This is a genomic window from Streptomyces sp. DSM 110735 (genome assembly GCF_016482685.1).
GTDB lineage: Bacteria > Actinomycetota > Actinomycetes > Streptomycetales > Streptomycetaceae > Streptomyces.
This window is the reverse complement of record NZ_JACYHF010000002.1, coordinates 487,696-507,407: the sequence shown is the minus strand read 5'-3', so window position 1 is coordinate 507,407 and position 19,712 is coordinate 487,696. Positions and strand designations below refer to the sequence as shown.

The 19,712-nt window shown below is 73.2% G+C and carries 18 protein-coding genes; 6 read left to right on the top strand and 12 right to left on the bottom strand.

The window, feature by feature from the left end; all coding sequences use genetic code 11:
- Positions 1–102: 102 nt before the first annotated feature.
- Together IF655_RS05040 and IF655_RS05035 are read right to left on the bottom strand one after the other, a co-directional pair.
- Positions 103–1,791: a DUF885 domain-containing protein gene (locus IF655_RS05040; RefSeq protein WP_199582272.1), complete on the bottom strand. Its 1,689-nt coding sequence runs from the start codon at positions 1,789–1,791 to the stop codon at positions 103–105.
- A gap of 48 nt (positions 1,792–1,839) precedes the next feature.
- Positions 1,840–2,319: an Lrp/AsnC family transcriptional regulator gene (locus IF655_RS05035; RefSeq protein WP_199582271.1), complete on the bottom strand. Its 480-nt coding sequence runs from the start codon at positions 2,317–2,319 to the stop codon at positions 1,840–1,842.
- Between the two features lie 60 nt (positions 2,320–2,379).
- Between IF655_RS05035 and IF655_RS05030 the strand changes: the two genes are divergently transcribed.
- The gene (locus tag IF655_RS05030; RefSeq protein WP_199582270.1) at positions 2,380–3,573 is read left to right on the top strand and encodes a PLP-dependent aspartate aminotransferase family protein; all 1,194 of its coding nucleotides are present in this window, start codon (positions 2,380–2,382) and stop codon (positions 3,571–3,573) included.
- A 90-nt stretch (positions 3,574–3,663) separates the two neighbouring features.
- On the opposite strand, the gene IF655_RS05025 is transcribed toward IF655_RS05030, so the two are convergent.
- A complete protein-coding gene (locus IF655_RS05025) occupies positions 3,664–5,085 on the bottom strand; it encodes a GNAT family N-acetyltransferase (RefSeq protein ID WP_199582269.1) in 1,422 nt (473 codons plus the stop codon).
- Between the two features lie 242 nt (positions 5,086–5,327).
- Positions 5,328–6,158 (bottom strand): alpha/beta fold hydrolase, encoded by an 831-nt coding sequence (locus IF655_RS05020; RefSeq protein WP_199582268.1) that lies wholly within the window; start codon positions 6,156–6,158, stop codon positions 5,328–5,330.
- A 214-nt stretch (positions 6,159–6,372) separates the two neighbouring features.
- On the opposite strand from IF655_RS05020, the gene IF655_RS05015 reads away from it, so the two are divergent.
- Positions 6,373–7,263: an RNA polymerase sigma-70 factor gene (locus IF655_RS05015; protein WP_199582267.1), complete on the top strand. Its 891-nt coding sequence runs from the start codon at positions 6,373–6,375 to the stop codon at positions 7,261–7,263.
- A gap of 153 nt (positions 7,264–7,416) precedes the next feature.
- Positions 7,417–8,175: a GntR family transcriptional regulator gene (locus IF655_RS05010; protein WP_199582266.1), complete on the top strand. Its 759-nt coding sequence runs from the start codon at positions 7,417–7,419 to the stop codon at positions 8,173–8,175.
- An 87-nt stretch (positions 8,176–8,262) separates the two neighbouring features.
- Here the strand turns inward: IF655_RS05010 and IF655_RS05005 are convergent, their stop codons facing one another.
- From IF655_RS05005 to IF655_RS04995, 3 genes are all read right to left on the bottom strand, one after another.
- Positions 8,263–9,420: an ROK family transcriptional regulator gene (locus tag IF655_RS05005; protein WP_199582265.1), complete on the bottom strand. Its 1,158-nt coding sequence runs from the start codon at positions 9,418–9,420 to the stop codon at positions 8,263–8,265.
- Positions 9,421–9,499: 79 nt separating this feature from the next.
- Entirely contained in the window at positions 9,500–10,153 is a 654-nt protein-coding gene (locus IF655_RS05000; protein ID WP_199582264.1) for a response regulator transcription factor, read from the bottom strand.
- Between the two features lie 76 nt (positions 10,154–10,229).
- Positions 10,230–11,384, bottom strand: a complete 1,155-nt coding sequence (locus tag IF655_RS04995) for a sensor histidine kinase (protein ID WP_199582263.1) — start codon at positions 11,382–11,384, stop codon at positions 10,230–10,232.
- Between the two features lie 108 nt (positions 11,385–11,492).
- Between IF655_RS04995 and IF655_RS04990 the strand changes: the two genes are divergently transcribed.
- The 3 genes from IF655_RS04990 to IF655_RS04980 all read left to right on the top strand — a co-directional run bounded on the left by IF655_RS04990 (position 11,493) and on the right by IF655_RS04980 (position 13,626).
- A complete protein-coding gene (locus IF655_RS04990) occupies positions 11,493–12,413 on the top strand; it encodes an ABC transporter ATP-binding protein (protein ID WP_199582262.1) in 921 nt (306 codons plus the stop codon).
- A 2-nt stretch (positions 12,414–12,415) separates the two neighbouring features.
- The gene (locus IF655_RS04985; RefSeq protein WP_199582261.1) at positions 12,416–13,126 is read left to right on the top strand and encodes an ABC transporter permease; all 711 of its coding nucleotides are present in this window, start codon (positions 12,416–12,418) and stop codon (positions 13,124–13,126) included.
- An 80-nt stretch (positions 13,127–13,206) separates the two neighbouring features.
- A complete protein-coding gene (locus tag IF655_RS04980) occupies positions 13,207–13,626 on the top strand; it encodes a hypothetical protein (RefSeq protein ID WP_199582260.1) in 420 nt (139 codons plus the stop codon).
- A gap of 5 nt (positions 13,627–13,631) precedes the next feature.
- Here IF655_RS04980 and mug read toward each other — a convergent pair whose 3' ends face one another.
- The 5 genes from mug to IF655_RS04955 all read right to left on the bottom strand — a co-directional run bounded on the left by mug (position 13,632) and on the right by IF655_RS04955 (position 19,617).
- Positions 13,632–14,123, bottom strand: coding sequence for a G/U mismatch-specific DNA glycosylase (mug, locus tag IF655_RS04975; RefSeq protein ID WP_307814859.1), 492 nt, complete (start codon positions 14,121–14,123; stop codon positions 13,632–13,634).
- 50 nt (positions 14,124–14,173) lie between these two features.
- Positions 14,174–15,616, bottom strand: a complete 1,443-nt coding sequence (purB, locus tag IF655_RS04970) for an adenylosuccinate lyase (protein WP_199582259.1) — start codon at positions 15,614–15,616, stop codon at positions 14,174–14,176.
- Positions 15,617–15,675: 59 nt separating this feature from the next.
- Positions 15,676–16,473, bottom strand: a complete 798-nt coding sequence (locus tag IF655_RS04965) for an SGNH/GDSL hydrolase family protein (RefSeq protein ID WP_199582258.1) — start codon at positions 16,471–16,473, stop codon at positions 15,676–15,678.
- A 778-nt stretch (positions 16,474–17,251) separates the two neighbouring features.
- A complete protein-coding gene (locus tag IF655_RS04960) occupies positions 17,252–18,265 on the bottom strand; it encodes a hemolysin family protein (RefSeq protein ID WP_199582257.1) in 1,014 nt (337 codons plus the stop codon).
- Positions 18,262–19,617 (bottom strand): hemolysin family protein, encoded by a 1,356-nt coding sequence (locus tag IF655_RS04955; RefSeq protein ID WP_199582256.1) that lies wholly within the window; start codon positions 19,615–19,617, stop codon positions 18,262–18,264. Before IF655_RS04955 ends, IF655_RS04960 begins: the two co-directional genes overlap by 4 nt.
- Between the last annotated feature and the right edge of the window lie 95 nt (positions 19,618–19,712).

The window sequence follows — 19,712 nt, the reverse complement described above, 5'->3', positions numbered from 1 at the left end:
CAGCAAGCAGCCGGTGCGCGGGACCGCGCCAGCGGGAGGGGGCCGTACGGTTGAGGGCGACGCCCGCTTCCGTACGGCTTCACCGTCGCGGGGCAGGCTCCGTCAGAGCCGCGACAGTTCGTCCAGCAGGTCGTCCAGACCCAGTGAACCCAGCGACAGCGCCGCCATGTGCCATGCCTTCAGGTCGAAGGAGGCGCCGTGCCGCTCACGCGCCCGCTCCCGGCCGAGCAGCCACATCCGCTCGCCGAGCTTGTAGCCGATGGCCTGGCCCGGCATGGTCAGATACCGGGTCAGCTCGCTCGCCACGAAGTCCGCCGGACGGCTGCTGTGCGCGCCGAAGAACTCCTCGCCCAGCTCCGGCGTCCAGCGCTCACCGGGGTGGAACGGCGAGTCCGCCGGGATCTCCAGCTCCAGATGCATGCCGATGTCGATGATGACCCGCACCGCGCGCATCATCTGCGCGTCCAGATAGCCGAGCCGCTCCTCCGCGTCCGCGAGGTAGCCCAGCTCGTCCATCAGCCGCTCCGCGTACAGCGCCCAGCCCTCCGCGTTGGCGCTCACGATGCCGACCGTGGCCTGGTAGCGCGAGAGGCTGTCCGCGACGTACGCCCACTGCGCGAGCTGGAGATGGTGACCCGGCACGCCCTCGTGGTACCAGGTGGAGACCAGGTCGTAGACCGGGAACCGGGTCGCACCCATCGTCGGCAGCCAGGTCCGCCCCGGACGGGAGAAGTCCTCCGAGGGCTCGGTGTAGTACGGGGCGGCAGCGCTGCCGGGCGGGGCGATGCGCGACTCCACCGTGCGCACCGGCTCGGCCAGTTCGAAGTGCGTGCCGTCCAGCTCCGTGATCGCCCGGTCCATCAGGTCCTGGAGCCACTGCCGGGTCTCCTCGACCCCCTCGATGTGCCGGCCGTGCTCGTCCAGGTGCGCGAGCGCCTCCCAGGGCGTCTTCGCGCCCGGCAGGATCTTCTCCGCCTCCTTCACCATCTCCGCGCGCAGCCGGTGGAACTCCGCCCAGCCGTAGGCGTACGCCTCGTCCAGGTCGAGGTCGGTGCCGTTGAAGGAGCGGGACATGCGGGCGTAGCGCTCCCGGCCGACCACCTCGGGGGTGCCCTCGATCGCCGGGGCGTACACGTCCCGCACCCAGTCGCGCAGCTCGGCCACCGAGGCGGTCGCCGCGCGGGACGCCTCGTCCAGCTCGGCGCGCAGCGCGTCGGGTCCGGCGGCGGCGAAGTCCTCGAACCAGCCCTTGCCCTCGCCGGTGTCCGCCCACTCGGTGAGCTGCTCCACGAAGGTGGCGGTCGGCCGGGGAGCCCCGAACAGCTTGCGCTCCAGGCCCAGTTCGAGCGAGGCACGGTAGCCCGCGTAGGCGGCCGGGACGGCGCGCAGCCGCTCCACGATCGCCGCCCAGTCCTCCTCGGTCTCGGACGGGGTCACGGTGAAGATGCCCCGCACCGCGTGGCCGGGGGTGTGCATGTTGCCGACCGCGCGCAGATGCTCCTCGGCGTCGTGCATGGCGAGCCCGGCGGTCAGCCGCTCGCGCAGCAGCCGGGCACAGCGGCGCTCGGCGTCGCTGTCCGCGCCGGGCTGCCGCTCGGCCTCGTCCAGGCGCGCCAGCGTGGTGCGCGCCAGGTCTGCCAGGGCCTCATGGCCGGCGGGGGAGTAGTCGGGAAGCCTGCCGGAGCTCTCCGCGACACCGAGGTAGGTGCCGGTGACCGGGTCGAGGGCGACGAGTTCGTCGACGTACGCGTCGGCGACCTGACGGGGCAGTGCGCTCTTCGTCTCAGACATGGCGCCCATCCTCGTCGCCACGGAGTGCCCACGTCACCCCGTTTCGGATCACGGTGTGCCGGGCGGGAGCAGCGGACCGCAGTCCCACTGCTGGAAGATCAACCGGGTCTCCACGCGCGCCACTTCACGCTGCGAGGTGAACTCGTCCAGCACCAGGCGCTGAAGATCGGTCATGTCCGCCACCGCCACGTGCACCAGATAGTCGTCGGGACCGGTCAGATGGAACACCGTCCGCGACTCCGGCAGCGCGCGCACCCGTTCCACGAACGGACCCACCAACTCCCTTCGGTGCGGCCGTACCTGCACCGAGAGCAGCGCTTGGAGACCGCGCCCCAGCTTCGCCGCGTCCAGGCGCAGCTCGTGCCCGAGGATCACCCCCGAACGGCGCAGCCGCGCCACCCGGTCCAGACACGTCGAGGGCGCCACCCCCGCCTGCGCGGCGAGGTCGCGGTACGTGGTCCGGGCGTCGTTCTGCAGCAGCCGCAACAGCAGCAGATCCACCGGGTCCAGTACGACGGAATCGGCCATGAGCCGAACGTAACACGGCTGTTGACCCCCTGAGCCCGGCCGGTGTTCACCCTGGCGCCCATGGACTCAGCGAGCAACGGCGCTTTCGACACCACCGCTCCCCGCGCTCTGGCCACCGAGGCCGTGCACGCGGGGCGCGACGACCTCGCCCGCCAGGGACTGCACACCCCGCCCATCGACCTGTCCACCACCTATCCGTCGTACGACAGCCGCGCCGAGGCGGCCCGCATCGACGCCTTCGCCGCCGACGGCGCCGACCCCGTGGGACCGCCGGTCTACGGCCGCCTGGGCAACCCCACCACGGCCCGCTTCGAGACCGCGCTCGCCCGGCTCGAAGGCACCGAGTCCGCCGTGGCGTTCGCCAGCGGCATGGCCGCCCTCAGCGCGGTCCTGCTCACCCGCTCGGCGGCGGGTCTGCGCCATGTCGTCGCGGTACGCCCGCTGTACGGCTGCAGCGACCATCTGCTGACCGCAGGGCTGCTCGGCACCGAGGTCACCTGGACCGACCCGGCGGGCATCGCCGACGCGCTGCGCCCCGACACCGGTCTGGTGATGGTCGAGTCCCCGGCCAACCCCACCCTCGCCGAGACCGACCTGCGCGCCGTCGCCCACGCCTGCGGCTCGGTCCCGCTGCTCGCCGACAACACCTTCGCGACGCCCGTGCTGCAACGCCCCGCCGGACTCGGCGCCCGCCTGGTGCTGCACAGCGCCACCAAGTACCTCGGCGGACACGGGGACGTCCTCGCCGGAGTGGTCGCCTGCGACGAGGAGTTCGCCGGTCACCTGCGCAGGATACGGTTCGCGACCGGCGGGGTGCTGCACCCGCTCGCCGGATACCTGCTGCTGCGGGGTCTGGCCACGCTGCCGGTCCGGGTACGGGCCGCCTCCGCGAGCGCCGCCGAACTCGCCCGCAGGCTCGCCGCCGACCCGCGCGTGGCCCGCGTCCGCTATCCCCGCCTGGGCGGCGCGATGATCGCCTTCGAGACACACGGCGACCCGCACGAGGTGATCTCCCGCGTCCGGCTGATCACCCCCGCCGTCAGCCTGGGCAGCGTCGACACCCTCATCCAGCACCCCGCCTCCATCAGCCACCGCATCGTCGACGCCGACGACCGGCGCGGCGCCGGGGTGAGCGACCGGCTGCTGCGGCTCTCCGTCGGACTGGAGGACGTGGACGACCTGTGGGCGGACCTGGACGGCGCGCTGGGGACGCCCGCCCGCACGCCGGTGCCGCTGAGCGAGGCGGTGGGGTGAACGCCGTACGGCCCGAACGGACCTGTCTCCAGGCGCCGTTCGGGCCGTACCGCACTCGTGTCGGCGGTGCTCAGCCGTACTCAGCCGTGCTCAGCCGTGCTCCGCCGCGCCGCCGAGCCGTACCCGCCCGTCCTCGTGCGGCACCGGCACCGGGACCGCGTCCAGGCGGGCGGTGATGACGAGGGTGCCCTCCTCGATCTGGTAGTCCAGCGGGAGTCCGAGACCGCGCATCGCCGCGACCATGCCGGTGTTGGAGGAGCGGGTCACCGCGTACACGCTCTCGCAGCCCGCCTCGACCGCCAACGCCACCAGACGGCCGAGCAGTTCGGCGCCGATGCCGCGCCGCTGCCAGTCGTCCTCGATCAGCAGGGCGACCTCGGTCTCGTCGCCGTCCCACAGCAGATGCCCGAGACCGACGACGCGCCCCGAGGTGGTCTGCGCGGCCAGGGTGCGGCCGAAACGGGGGCTGAGCAGATGGTTGAGGTAGCGGTCGGCGTCGGAGACCGGACCGTGGTAGCGCAGCGCGAGGGTGTCCGGCGAGCAGCGCTCGTGCATCGCGCGGGCGGCTTCCAGATCACCGGTGTCCACCCGGCGCACGGTGATGTCGTTGCCCTCCGGCAGCGTCAGCACGTCACGACCGCGCGGAATGCGCGGTCCCAGCCTGCCGTCCAGCTCGACCAGCGCCCGCGCCCGCGCGAACTCGGTCGGCGTGAAGGGCAGATACGGTCGCTCCACGCTCAACACCCCGCCGCCCGGGGCGCGGAGCCGCATCACCGTGTCCTCAAGGACGCCCTCGACGGGCACCACCTCCGCGTCCGACGGCTTGCCGGGCAGCGAACGCACGGTGCACCGCCCCAGCAACTGCCGCAGCGCCAGCGGCAGTTCGGCGGTGTCCAGGGCGGTGCGGGTGGCCAGGGCGAGGATGCGGGTGGGGGCGTCCACCAGGTCGTGGGCGTCGGCGCGCTCCACCCAGGTGGCGGCGCCGCCCGCCCGCGCGACCGTCCGGGTCAGCTCGGTCGCCGTCAGCGCCTGAGGCGCCCGCAGCAGGAACTCGTCCACGGTGCCGTCGCCCAGCGGATGCGTCTGGAGGCTCAGGATGTCGACCCGCGCCTCGGCCAGCGCGGTGCACAGCACGGCCAGCGAGCCGGGTTCGTCCCGTACGGTCGTCCGCATCCGCCACAGCGCGCCCGGTCCTTCCGCCGGGGCGCTCTCGTCGTCGGACTGCCCGGTCGGCCGCGCCGCGGCGGCGGACCGGGCGCCGGTATCGCTGTCGGGCACCGGGGGTGCGTGGCGCCTTGACCACCACGTGTGGAAACCGGCGGTCGCGGCCAGCGCGATCGCCGAGGCCACCAGGAGCGCGGGACCGTCGGGGCCGTGCCCGATCAGGTTCGCCACCGCGTCCGCGACCGCGACGGCCGTGAACAGCGCGGCCAGTTCCACGAGATCGCGCCGCCAGTGGTGCACCGGGCGCCCGTGCCGGGCGCGCATCGTCTGAGAGTTCTCTGGTGTCATGCGGCCACTGTGACGCAGCGGTGTTGCGTGATCACGAACGCTCTGTGACCGATGGGTAAAGGCTGATTGGGTCGATTTCCTTGCATTTTCTACGGCCGTGATCCGCCGCGCCGCCTTGTGTGCCGCCCCATCAGCCACGCAACGTGCTCACCGCGCAGGAGAGTTGACCCGTACGAGGGAGTGCCGCGCTCCGGGGGATGACGCCGGTGCGCGGCACTACCGAGGGTACGGGACGCGGGCGGTCAGCGGCTGCCGTCCAGCAGGACGCGTGCCACGAGCGCCGGGTCGTCGTTCATCGGGCAGTGCCCGCAGCCGGGCAGCCGCACCAGGCGGGCGTGCGGAATCGTCTGCTTCGCGCGCACCCCCTGCCTGCGCAGCAGCAGCCGGTCCCGGGTGCCCCACGCCACCGTCACGGGCGTACCGGGCACCGTGTCGGTGAACCGCACGGTGGTGCCCGTGCGCAGCGTCGCCTCGAAACCGGTCGCCCCGGCCAGCGCGAGCGTCTCGGCGACCACCGCCTCGGGCGAACGGCGCGCCGGGCGGGCGTAGATGGTGCTGGTCAGCGCCGTACGCCCCACCGCGTTGCCCGCCAGCCGCTCCACCAGGGGCAGCGGGAGGCGCTGCGCGATGCCGCGCATGGTGAGCAGCACCCCGAAGGCGTAGCGGCGCTCCGCCTCGGTCCAGAACCCTGCCGGGGACAGCGCGGTGACCGAGCGGACCAGCCGCGCGCTGCCCAGCTCCAGGGCGAGCAGCCCGCCGAGCGAGTTGCCCGCCACGTGCGGGCGGTCCAGGCCCAGTTCGCGGAAGAACGCGCCGAGCACGACGTTGGTCGTCGGCAGGTCGTAGTCCAGACCGGCCGGCAGACCGGGGGAGGCGCCGAAGCCCGGCAGGTCCACCGCGACGACCTCGCGCTCGGTCGCCAGGATGTCGATCACCGGGCTCCACGCCTGCCGGTGGTGCCCGATGCCGTGCAGCAGGACCAGCGGCTCGCCGCGCCCCACGCGCTCGTAGGAGACGGTCACGTCCCCCGAGCCGTGCGGGCCGGTGACCGGGAAGGAGGCGGTGGCGGACATGAAGTGCTCCTCGGGTGGGCTGCTGACGGACGCGGTGGACAGCTTGTCAGCAATGGCTACCGGCGGGTAGTACCCGCGCCGGGCGGTGCATCCGCCGGCCCCGGGCGGTGACCTCACCCGCCCCGGTACCGGACCGGCTGATTCCGCAGGGACCCTGGCGCGTGTCGGGCGATACCGTCTGGACACCGGCGGACGGGTCGGCTGGGATGAGGCGGTGACCACCGACACCGCGACCGACGTCTTCGAAGAGAACCGCCCTCTCCTCATGGGAGTCGCCTACCGGATGCTCGGCCGCGTCGCCGACGCCGAGGACGTGGTCCAGGACGCCTGGCTGCGCTGGGCGGGCGCCGACCGCGACAAGGTCCGCGAACCGCGCGCCTATCTGGTGCGCGTCACCACCCGCCTCGCCATCGACCGGCTCCGCCAGGTCAAGGCGCGCGACGAGGCGTACGTCGGTCCCTGGCTGCCCGAGCCGTACGTCACCGACTTCGGCGACACCGTCCCCGACACCGCCGACCGCGCCCTGCTCGCCGACTCCGTCTCCCTCGCCGTCCTCGTCGTCCTGGAGTCGCTCTCCCCGCTGGAGCGCGCCGTGTTCGTGCTGCGCGAGGCGTTCGGCTACCCCTACGCCGAGATCGCGGACCTCCTCGACCGCGGCGAGGCGGCGGTACGCCAGCTCGCCGGACGTGCCCGCCGTCACGTCGAGGAGCGGCGCCCGCGCTACGACGTCGACCCCGCCCAGCGCCGCGACCTCACCCGGCGTTTCCTCGCCGCCGCGACCGAGGGCGACCTCGAAGGGCTGATGTCGCTCCTCGCGCCCGAGGTCCGGCTCGTCGGCGACAGCGGCGGCAAGGCGAAGGCGCCGCTGCGCGAACTGCACACCGCGGACAAGGTCGGCCGCTTCCTCGCGGGCGCCGTCGGCAAGGGCGTCGTACCCGGCATGTCGTACGAGTTCATCGAGGTCAACGGCGGTGTCGCGGTGGTCGTCCTGCTCGACGGCACGCCCGACTCCGTGTTCCAGGTGGACATCGTGGACGGCCTCGTCAGCACCGTCTACATCGTCCGCAACCCGGACAAGCTGCGTTCTCTCACGAACACCGTGTGAACGCCCGGGTGTCCGGCGCCCGCCGATATGGGCCCTGGAGAGAGGATTGGTCTTGACCAAGAATCAGGCCCGTTTTATGGTCACTGATAACTGCAACAACCTTTAATAAACAAGGGCGCCAAAACCGCCGGACAACGGCTTGCGGAGGACAGGGTGGGGACCACGCAACTGGAATCGGTGCCGGAACCGAAGTACTGGCATCTCAAGACCGTGCTCACCGAGGCACTCGACTCGGAGTTCTCGGTCGGCGAGATCCTGCCGAACGAACGCGACCTCGCTGCCCGTTACGGCGTGGCTCGCGCCACGCTGCGCCAGGCGCTCGAGCAACTGGAGCTGGAGGGGCGCCTCCAGCGCCGCCGGGGCGTCGGCACCACCGTCGCGCCGCCCCGCATGGGCGTCGCCGTCGGCACCTCGCGGCACACCTGGCCGGGGTCCGGGGACGACGCCTGGCAGCCCGTGGACTGTGTACGGTCCGTGCCGCCCGCGTCCGTCGCCGCCGCGCTGGAGACCGGCGCGGAAGAGGTGCACACCGTGCGCCGCTCCCGCACCTCGCACGGCCGCACCGTCGCCACCGAACTGCTCTACGTCCCGGCCGCCTCGGTGCCCGACCTCACCGCGATCGACGCGCCCTCGGGCCCGTCCCGCGCGCGTGCGGTGCTGCGCGAGCTGCACCGGCTGGAGCTGGACGGTCAGGACCGCGCCGTCGAACTCGGCTCCGCCGGGGCGGACGACGCCCGCGAACTCGACCGGCTGCCGGGCTCCCCGGTCCTGGTCCTGACGACCCGCTTCCACGCGGCGGGCCGCACCGCGGCGCTCTCCGTGGCGACGTACCGGGCGGACACCTGCCGGCTGACGTTCGGGGACTCCCCGGACGTCGAGATACACGAGGATCCGGCGCGCCGGGCGTCCTGAGGGACGCGATGCCCCGACGGGTGCCGTGAACCGACCGCACGCTCCGCCTGATGGGCGGGGCGTGCGGTGCTTTGCGGCCGGGGTGGCTCAGTCGCCCGCCCCCACCGCCCCCTCCACCGCGAACAGTTGCCGCTCCACATGCGCCAGCGCCAGCCGCAGCGCGCCCATGGCGACGACCGCCTCGCCCAGAAGCGAGAGGGCGACACCCGGCGGGCGCAGACAGTAGCGGGACAGCTCGCGGCGCAGGGGGTCAAGGACGCCGTCCAGACCCGCCGCCCAGCCGCCTATGACGACGAGTTCGGGATCGAGGGCCAGGACCAGCGCGGCCACGTCGTGCACCAGGCGCTGGATGAAGCGCTCCACGGCGGCCTGCGCCGCCCGGTCGCCCTCGCGGGCCAGCGCGAACACCTCGGTGACCGCCTGCTCGTCCAGCGGGGGCAGCGGCTCGTCCGTGGTGGACAGCAGCGTCTCCGGCGTCGCCTCGCGGCCCAGCAGATGCAGCGCCCCGATCTCCCCGGCCGCCCCGCCGAACCCCCGGTGCAGCCGCCCGCCGATCAGCGCGCCCGCGCCGGGACTCAGCCCGGCCAGCACGAACACCACGTCGTCGCTCTTCGCCGCCGCGCCCTTCCAGCGCTCGGCGACGACCGCCGCGTTGGCGTCGTTCTCCACGAGCACCGGGCACTTGAAGGAACGGCTCAGCCGGTCACCGAGCCGCAGCCCCGTCCAGTCGGGCAGCGCCGTACCCAGGCGAACCGTTCCGTCGGCCTCCACGATGCCCGGCGTGCCCACCCCGACCGCGCGCAGCGAGCCACGCGCGACCCCGGCCCGGCGCAGCAACTCGGCGACCGTGCCGCGCAGCCGCTCCAGGCGCTCGTCGGCCGGTGCCTTCTCGTCGACGGGTCTGGTCTGGGTGCCGAGGACCCGTCCGTCCAGGTCGGACAGGGTCGCCACCACCCGGTGCGCGCCTATCTCCAGTCCCAGCAGATGCCCCGCCTCGGCCCGGAACCGGAACCGCCGCGCCGGGCGCCCCTGCCGCCGGGCCGTCCCCTCCTCGGCCGCCGTCTCCACCACGAGCCCCGCCTCGATCAGCCCCTCCACGACCCCCTCGACGGTGGGCCGGGACAGCCCGGTCACCCGGGTGATCTCGGTGAGCGTCGCGCACTCCGTGTCGCGCAGCGCGCGCAGCACCACCGCGGAGTTGATCCTCCGCAGCAGCGAGGGATCGCCACCGGTAAGCTGCCCCACGGTCCGTCCTCCCAGCTCGCGGGCGTCGTGGGGCGGATCGTACTCGGGCCCGCCGATCCCGGCGAGGGGCGGGCGGGGGTCATCCCGGCGCGACGAACCCCGACTCGTACGCGGCGATGACCGCCTGCGTCCGGTCGCGCGCCCCGAGCTTGGCCAGGACCGCGCTCACATGCGACTTCACCGTCTCTACGCCGACGACCAGCCGACCGGCGATCTCGGCGTTCGTCAGCCCCCGCGCCATCAGCCGCAGCACCTCCGCCTCCCGCTCCGTCAGCCGGGCAGCCGCCAGGGGGTCGGAGGCGGGCCGTTCCCCGCCGTAACGGGCGGCCAACTGCCGTACGGACGCCGGGAACAGCAGCGAGTCGCCCGCCGCGACCAGGCGCACCGCGTGCGCGATCTCCTCCGGGCGGGCCCGCTTCAGCAGGAAGCCGTCCGCGCCCGCGCGCAGCGCCTCGTACACGTACTCGTCCTCCTCGAAGGTCGTCACGACGACGATCTTGGGCGGGTCGGTCACGGTACGCAGTACCGCGCGGGTGGCCTCGATGCCGTCGAGGAGGGGCATCCGTACGTCCATCGCCACGACGTCCGGCCGGAGTCGGCGCACCAGCGGGATGACGGCAGCGCCGTCGGCCGCCTCGCCGACCACCTCGATGTCGGGCTGGGCGTCCAGCATGGCCCGCAGACCGGCGCGGACCAGGGGTTCGTCGTCGACGAGCAGTACGGTGACCGGCATCCGGCCAGCGTAGATCAGCGCGGGGCGCCTTCGTCATCGGCTGAGCGGAGGCGCGGTCCTCGGTCCGCCGTCCGCCTCAGCCGAGCGGCAGTTCCGCCCGCACCCGCCACTCGCCCCCGTCCGGACCGGTCAGGGCGCTGCCGCCGAGCAGCGCCGCCCGCTCGCGGATGCCGCGCAGCCCGCTGCCGCCACGGCTGTCGACCTGAGCCGCCGGGAGCGGATTGCGTATCTCCAGCGTGAGCCGCCGTTCGGCGACGGTCACCCGGACCCGCACGGGCACCGGCCCCGCGTGCCGCAGGACGTTGGTCAGCGCCTCCTGGAGGATGCGGTAGCCCTCCCGGGACACCGGACCCGGCACCGCCTCCACCGGACCCGTCACCTCGGAATCCACCTCGGCGCCCGAAGCCCGCGCCGACTCCAGCAGCCGACCCGCGTCCGTCAGCGTGGGTCGCCCGCTCACCGGCCGCTCCGCCTCGCGCAGCACCCCGAGCACCCGCTCCAGGTCTTCGAGGGCGGTCCGTCCGGTCTCCTCGATGGCGGTCAGCGCGCGCCCGGTGAACTCCGCGTCGCCCGCCGCCCGCGCGGCACCCGCCTGCACCACCGCCACGGTCAGCGCGTGACCGATCGAGTCGTGCAACTCCCGGGCGATTCGCGTCCGTTCGAGCAGCAGCTCGGTGCGCTCCTCCAGCGCCGCCAGACGTTCGGCGGCCGACGGACCGAGCAACTGCCGGGCGCACGCCGTGACGAGCGCGCCGAGCCCGACCACCGCGCCGTACAGGACGAGCAGCGGGAGCGGGGCGAGCAGCGCGTACGCCGGATGCGGGGGTAACCGGTCCAGCAGGGGGAGACCCGAAGGCGGCTGTCCCCAGGCGTACTTGGTGAGGTCGAAGGTCAGCGTCGGCAGCCACACGCAGGCGAACACCGCGGCCACCCCGAGGACCATCCGCACCTCCAGCCAGAGCACGGTGCGCCAGCGGTCCCGCCAGGACGCCGCCGGGACCGCGGAGATGCCCGGCTCCTTCTCGCCGGGCGTCAGCAGCAGCCGCGCCTGCACGCCCTCGCCCATCCGCACCCCGGCCACGAGACCGGCCGGCGCGATCAGGAGCGCGGGCATCCACGGCGTACGGGGGTCGATGAAGAGCCAGACGCTGACGATCAGCATCGGCACCCACAGATGCAGCAGGCGTGTGTACGTCGTCCCGCGCAGCAGCGGGCGCAGGATGCGGACCATGCAGTCATCGTCGCAGGCCGCACGGGTGACGCATCTCCCTCGCACGGGGGAGGAGATCCCCACGCCAGGGGGAGGCGCGCGAGGGCGCGTCCGGCGAGGCTCGTCGCCATGACCAGCATCGAACTGCGCGACCTCACCAAGGAGTACGGCGGCAGACGCGCCGTCGACGGAGTGACCCTCACCGTCCGCCCCGGGCGCGTCACCGGCTTCCTCGGACCCAACGGCGCGGGCAAGTCCACCACCATGCGGCTCGTCCTCGGTCTCGACCGTCCCACCTCCGGCACCGCCACCCTCGACGGGCGCCGCTACGACCAACTCACCGAGCCACTGCGCCGGGTGGGCTCCCTGCTGGAAGCCCGCGCCGCGCACGGTGCCCGCACGGCATACGACCACCTCAGGGTGCTGGCGGCGGCCAACCGCATCCCCGTGGCGCGGGTCGGCGCCGTCCTGGAGCGCACCGGGCTCGCCTCCGTGGCCCGGCGCCGGGTGCGGACCTTCTCCCTCGGGATGCGCCAGCGGCTCGGCATCGCCGCCGCGCTGCTCGGCGACCCCGAGGTGATCCTGCTCGACGAACCCGCCAACGGGCTCGACCCCGAGGGCATCATCTGGGTCCGCTCGCTGCTGCGGGAGCTGGCCGCCGAGGGGCGTACGGTCCTGGTGTCCAGCCATCTGATGGGCGAGACGGCCGCGTTCGCGGACCATCTGGTGATCCTCGGCCGGGGCCGCCTGCTCGCGGACACTTCGGTACGGGAGTTCATCGACGCCCGGGTGAGCCCCCGGGTACGGGTGCGCGCCACCGACACCGACGCCCTCGGCGCGCTGCTCCTGCGGCACGGCCACGAGGCGGAGCGGGACGCGGACGGCGCGTGGACCGTACGGCACGCCTCCGCCGAGGAGTTGGGACGGCTGCTGTCCGAGGCGGGACTGCCCGTGCTCGAACTCGCCGCCCAGGAAGCCAGTCTGGAAGAGGCGTACCTCGATCTCACGGCCGCCGAGGCGGAGTTCACCGCACAGCCCCAGGAGGTCTGACCATGCCGTTCGTTCCCGTCCTGTACGCCGAGTGGCTCAAGATCCGAACGCTGCGGTCGCTGGTGGGCGCTCTGGCCGCCGTCCTCCTGGTCACCGTGGGCTTTTCGGCGGTCACCTCGGCGCATCCCGATCACTCCGACGCGCTGTTCTCGGTGTACTTCGGCGTCAGTCTCGGCCAGATCGCGGCGGTCGCCTTCGGCGCCCTGGCGGTGGCGGGGGAGTACCGGGGCGGTGCGCTCCGGCTGACGCTGGCCGCCGTACCGGACCGCACCCGCTGGTTCGCCGCCAAGGCCGGCGCCGTCGCGCTGCCGGTGTTCACGGCCGGTCTGCTCACCGGACTGCTGACCCTCGCGGTGGGTCGCGCCAACCTCGGTGCGGAGGCGCCCACTTGGGGCGACGGACTGCGCGGCGCCCTCGGCTGCGCGCTGTACCTCACCCTGATGGCGCTCCTCGCCGCCGGACTCGCCGCCGTCCTGCGCAGCGGCGTCACCACCCTCTCCCTGCTGATCCCCTTCCTGCTGATCGTGTCCTTCGTCATCGGTGACCTCTCGTCCGGCGCCGCCGACTACCTGCCCGACCGGGCCGGCCAGATCGCCCTGCACAGCACCTGGGACGGCGCCCTCGGCCCCTGGTCCGGGCTCGCGGTCACCGCGCTGTGGACGGCGGCGGCGCTGGTCGCGGGGGCGTGGTGCGTACGGCGCCGGGACGCCTGAGCGAGTGGCAACCCCGGCTCGGCTCGGAGGGGGATGCTGACGCCCCGCCAATTGTCAGTGCCCCCCGCTTTACTGGACCCATGGACGTCGTCGCACGGCACATCGCCGCCATCGACCGGCTCCGCGCCCTGGATCTGCCGGAGGAGGGCGGGGTCGGGTACCGCGCTGTGGTTCTGGAGTCCAGCCAGGGGCTGAGGGCGGGCGATGCGGGGGTGCGGGAGCGTGTGGTCGGGGACTTCCACGCGCTGCGGGAGGCGATAGCCGCGCGGCTGGACGAGCGGTGGGGCGGTGGGCCCGCCTGGGGGCAGGTCACGCTTCGGGTGCGGCTCGCGCGGGGCGAGTCCATACCCGAGCCCTGGGCCACGCTCTGTCTGCGGACGGATGAGCTGGACGTGTGGCAGGCGGAGGACGGGGTGTGGGTGGCTGTGGGGGTCGCCGACCGGGACGTGGAGGACGAGGTCGAGCTGGTGGCGGCGGTGACGTGGACGGCGCCGCCGTAGCGCGGCTACGCCTCCGTCGCCGCTTCCCGCAGGCGCGCGAACTCCTCCGCCATCGTCTCCAGTGTCCAGTGGGCGTTCAGACCACTGGGGTTGGGGAGCGCCCAGATCCGGGTGTTGCCGATGGTGCGGTCCTGGGGGCCGATGCGGGCGGTGCGGTCCGCGAAGGCGGAGCGGTAGGCGGTCACGCCGACCACGGCGAGCCAGCGCGGGGCGTACCGCTCGACCTTGGCGGCCAGCAGGCGACCGCCCTCGCGGTACTCCTCGGGCTTCAGCTCGTCGGCGCGGGCGGTGGCGCGGGCGACGACGTTGGTGATGCCGAGACCGTAGGTGAGCAGGTCGCGTTCCTCGGCGGGCTTCAGTTGGCGGGGGGTGAAGCCGGAGCGGTGGAGTACGGGCCAGAAGCGGTTGCCGGGGCGGGCGAAGTGGTGGCCCGTCGCGGCGGACATCAGACCGGGGTTGATGCCGCAGAACAGGACGTGGAGGCCGTCCGCGAGCACGTCGGGGACGAGACGGCCGCGGGCGGCCTCCAGTTGCGCCTGGGTGAGGCTCAGAGGATCGCCCCGGGGGTGTAGCGGGCGGCCTCCGGGTGCTTGGCGGCGATCGCGTCGATGCGGCCGACCAGCACGCCGACCTGGTCGGCGGCGGCGCCGGTGAAGGACAGCTTGTCGGCCATCAGCGCCTCCAACCGCGCGCGGTCCAGCGGCAGTCGCTCGTCGGCGGCGAGCTTGTCCAGCAGGTCGTTGCGGTCGGCGCCCTGCTCGCGCATGGCGAGCGCGGTGGCGACGGCGTTCTCCTTGATCGCCTCGTGCGCGACCTCGCGGCCGACGCCGGAGCGCACCGCGGCCATCAGCACCTTGGTGGTGGCGAGGAACGGCAGGTAGCGGTCCAGCTCGCGCGCGACGACCGCCGGGAAGGCGCCGAACTCGTCGAGCACGGTGAGGAACGTCTCCAGGAGTCCGTCCAGCGCGAAGAACGCGTCCGGCAGCGCGACCCGGCGCACCACCGAGCAGGACACGTCGCCCTCGTTCCACTGGTCGCCCGCCAGCTCGCCGGTCATCGAGGCGTAGCCGCGCAGGACGACCATCAGACCGTTGACGCGCTCGCAGGAGCGGGTGTTCATCTTGTGCGGCATCGCGGAGGAGCCGACCTGGCCCGGCTTGAAGCCCTCGGTGACCAGCTCGTTGCCCGCCATGAGGCGGATCGTCTTGGCCAGCGAGGACGGCGCCGCCGCGAGCTGGACCAGCGTGGTGACGACCTCGTAGTCCAGCGAGCGGGGGTAGACCTGGCCGACCGAGGTGAACGCGCGCGAGAAGCCGAGGTGGGCGGCGATCCGCTGCTCCAGCTCGTCCAGCTTGGCGGCGTCCCCGCCGAGCAGGTCCAGCATGTCCTGGGCGGTGCCGACCGGGCCCTTGACGCCGCGCAGCGGGTAGCGGCCGAGCAGCTCCTCGACGCGCTCGTACGCCACGAGCAGCTCGTCGGCCGCCGTGGCGAAGCGCTTGCCGAGGGTGGTGGCCTGGGCGGCGACGTTGTGCGAGCGGCCGGCCATGACCAGTTCGCCGTACTCCGCCGCGAGCTTGCCCAGGCGGGCGAGGACGGCGACGGTGCGGTCGCGCATCAGCTCCAGGGAGACGCGGATCTGAAGCTGCTCGACGTTCTCGGTGAGGTCGCGGGAGGTCATGCCCTTGTGCACGTGCTCGTGACCGGCGAGGGCGTTGAACTCCTCGATCCGGGCCTTCACGTCGTGCCGGGTGACCTTCTCGCGTTCGGCGATCGAGTTCAGGTCCACGGTGTCGAGGACGCGCTCGTAGTCGGCGATCGCCTCGTCGGGCACGTCGATGCCGAGGTCCTTCTGCGCCCGCAGCACGGCGAGCCAGAGCTGCCGCTCCATCCTCACCTTCTGCTCGGGCGACCAGAGCGAGGCGAGCTCGGTGGAGGCGTAGCGTCCGGCGAGGACGTTCGGGATGCGGGGCTTGGCGGGCGCTGAAGTCACGTGCACCGAGTTTACTGGCAATTCGTGCAGGCCAGCGCCCTGGGGTTGTTCGGAGGAACCTACAAGGAGCCCGCGGGGTCCTCGTACGGCAGCAGGTCGGGGCGCTTGGCGGGGCGTCCGTCGCCGGAGGAACGGCCGGTCAGACGGCGGCCTATCCACGGCAGCAGGTACGTCCGCGCGAAGCGGGCGTCCGCCACGCGGCGGTCCATCCAGCCCGGCAGCGGGGTGGGCGGCATCGGGGTGTGCCAGTCGGCGTCCTCGGGCTCGTAGCCGAGCGACTGCCACACCGCCTCCGCGACCCTGCGGTGACCCTCGGGGGTCAGGTGCAGCCGGTCCACGTCCCACATCCGGGGGTCGGCCAGCGAGGCAGCGCCGTACAGGTCGACGACGACCGCGCCGTGCTTCTCGGCAAGTCCGTCCACGCAGTCGAACAGCTCCTCCATGCGCGGCCGGAACCGTTCGAGCACCGGTCCCTGGCGGCCGGGGCTGCGCATCAGCACGAGCTGCTCGCAGTGCGGTGCCAGTCGCTCGACCGCCTCGGTCAGCAGACCCTTGACCCGGCCCATGTCGCACTTGGGCCGCAGGGTGTCGTTCAGCCCGCCGACCAGCGTGATCACATCCGGCCGCATCGCGGCCGCGAGGTCCACCTGCTCCTCGACGATCTGCCCGATCAGCTTCCCCCGCACCGCGAGGTTGGCGTACCGGAACCCCGGCTGCCGCGCCGCCATCCGCGCGGCGAGAAGATCGGCCCAGCCCCGATAGGACCCGTCGGGCAACAGATCCGACATCCCCTCGGTGAAGGAGTCACCAACGGCGACAAGGCTGGCGTGCGCGGGAGGCGTGGAGTTCGTGTGCATGGCGAAAGCGATGGTATCCCTGCCCCGCATACTCACCGGTCGGTACCCCCACGTGGCCCTGCGCGGCGCGGTGACGGTGCCTTGGCGCTGCCCTGTCCGTACGCCGCCGTGCCGTCTCACGCCGGGCTGGTTTTTCGGCGCCGACGGACGGCGGCGCGAGCCGGGTGGGCTGAACATCCCCAGGACCTCCGGGACCTCGCCGGTGTTGTGTGCGGCGCGCGATCGGACGCGGCCCGTGCGACCGAGCGGAATAGAGCGGGCGAGCGTGACCGAGCGCCGCGACGCGGGGGCGAGGCCGAGCGGCACCAGGTCGGCCGACGCGGCGGGGTCAGCGTGCTTGGGCTGGTGGGGCTGAGCGTGGCAGGGCCGAGCCGGAGGACATGACGCCGGGCTGATGGGACGAGCCCGCAGGGCCAGGTTCGGACCGAGGTCCCGAGGAGAGGGACGGGTCCAGCCGAGACCGGAGCCGCGCGCGGCCAGGGACCGACCTGCCTCGCCCGCGCCATGCGACCCCCGGCCGTATACCGCCGCGCAACAGCCCCGGTGTCGCCTTGCTCGGCCGCGAGCGACTTCGCCGGGCCGTGCGCTGCTCAAGGCGCGAGTCACCCTGCCGGTCCTGGCCCGCCCAGGTCGCGAGGCACCCCACCGAAGGTCGCCGCGCACCGCTCATCGCGCGAAACACCCCACCAGACCCCGCCCGCACGGGCACCGAACTCCAGGCGCCCCGCAGCACACCCCGCCCCGCCCGCACACCCCGCCAACCGCCGGACGGCACCCCTCACGCCGTCTGCCCGAACAGTTCCCGCAGTACGTCCTCCATCGTCACCAGTCCCGCCAGCCGCCCGTCCTCGCCGATCACCGCCGCCACATGGGTCCGGCTGCCGCGCATTGCCGTGAGGACGTCGTCCAGGGGGCTGGTTTCGCGGATGCGGGCGATGGGGCGCATGTCGGGGAGGGGGAAGGGCATGTCGCGGGGGGAGGCGTCGAGGGCGTCCTTGACGTGGAGGTAGCCGACGATGCGGCGCCCGTTGTCGACCACCGGGAAGCGGGAGAAGCCGGACTCGGCGGAGAGGCGCTCCAGTTGTTCGGGGGTGATGCCGACGCGGGCGTAGACGACGCGTTCCAGGGGGACGACGACGTCGCGGACCGGGCGGCTGCCGAGCTCCAGGGCGTCGTTGAGGCGTTCCTGGGCGCGGTTGTCGATGAGACCCGCCTCGGTGGCGTCCTTGACGATCTCGGCCAGTTCGGTGTCGGTGAAGCTGGCCGCCACCTCGTCCCTGGCCTCGACGCGCAGGAGCTTCAGCAGACCGTTGGCGAAGGCGTTGACCGTGAAGATCACCGGGCGCAGGGCGCGGGACAGCGCGACCAGCGGAGGTCCGAGCAGCAGCGCGCTGCGCACCGGCTCCGCGAGCGCGATGTTCTTCGGGACCATCTCCCCGAGCAGCATGTGCAGATACGTCGCCAGCGTCAGCGCGATCACGAACGACACCACGTGTCCCGCGCTGGAGGGCACGCCCACCGCGTGGAACACCGGCTCCAGCAGATGCGCGATCGCGGGCTCCGCGACCACACCGAGGACCAGCGTGCACAGGGTGATGCCGAGCTGCGCCGCCGCGAGCAGCGCGGACACGTGCTCCAGACCCCACAGCACCCGCCGCGCCCGCTTGTCGCCCTCCTGGGCCAGCGGCTCGACCTGCGAGCGCCGCACCGAGATCAGCGCGAACTCGGCGCCCACGAAGAAGGCGTTGACGACCAGCGTCGCCAGTCCGATCAGAAGCTGTACGGCGGTCATCGCGCCCCCTCCGTCCGCTCACCGTGTTCCGCCCCGCCCCGGACCGTGCCCCACGGCGCGTGCAGCTTCACCCGCGCGGCCCGGTGCCCGGAGGCGTCCGTCACGTCCAGCCGCCAGCCGGCGACCTCGATCCGGTCCCCGGTCTCGGGTATCCGCCCGAGCCGGGTCGCGACGAGCCCCGCCAGCGTCTCGTACGGTCCCTCGGGCACCCGCAGTCCGACGCTCGCGAGCTGATCGGTGCGGGCGGCGCCGTCCGCCGCGTACACCAGGCGCCCCTCGTCGTCGGTGCCGTCGGGCGCGAGGTCGGGCGTCTCGTGCGGGTCGTGCTCGTCGCGGACCTCGCCGACGACCTCCTCCACGATGTCCTCAAGGGTCGCGACGCCCGCCGTGCCGCCGTACTCGTCGATGACGACCGCCATGGTGCGACGGCCGGACAGCCGGTCCAGGAGCCGGTCCACGGTCAGGGACTCCGGCACCAGCAGCGGGTCGCGCATGATCTGGGTGACCGAGCGCACCGGCCGGTCACCGGCGGGCACCGCGAGCACGTCCTTGATGTGCGCGACGCCGACCACCGCGTCGAGACCGCCCCGGTACACCGGGAAGCGCGAAAGCCCGGTCGCACGGGTCGCGTTCGCCACGTCCTCGCAGGTCGCCTGGGTGTCCAGGGCGACGACCTGCACGCGGGGCGTCATCACGTTCTCCGCCGTGAGGTCGGCCAGGTTCAGCGTGCGCACGAACAGCTCGGCGGTGTCCGCCTCCAGCGCGCCCTGCCGGGCGGAGTGCCGGGCCAGCGCCACCAGTTCCTGCGGTCCGCGCGCCGAGGCCAGCTCCTCCGCGGGCTCCAGACCGAAGCGGCGCACCACGCGGTTGGCGGTGTTGTTCAGATGGGTGATGAAGGGGCGGAACACATTGCTGAACCACCGCTGCGGCGTCCCCACCCGCTTGGCCACCGCCAGCGGTGAGGAGATCGCCCAGTTCTTCGGCACCAGTTCGCCGACGACCATCAGGAACACCGTCGAGAGGGCGGTGCCCAGCACCAGCGCGACCGAACTCGCGGTGGTCGCCGACAGACCCATCGCCCGGAACGGACCCGACAGCAGCTTCGCGATCGACGGCTCGGCCAGCATGCCGACCACCAGGTTGGTCACGGTGATGCCGAGCTGCGCGCCGGAAAGCTGGAAGGTCAGACCGCGCACAGCCTTCAGCGCACCGGAGGCACCCCGTTCGCCGCGCGCCGCGGCCCGCTCCAGCTCGCCGCGCTCGACCGTGGTCAGCGAGAACTCTGCCGCCACGAAGGCACCGCAGGCGAGCGACAGCAGGACCGCCACCAGAAGGAGCAGCACTTCGGTCATCGGGTCACCCCCGTCCCATGATCGGGCACGGGGGCGCGGAACGCGCGATGTCGCGTACTGGGAGGCTCGCCCATGGGCGGACGCTCACAACCTTT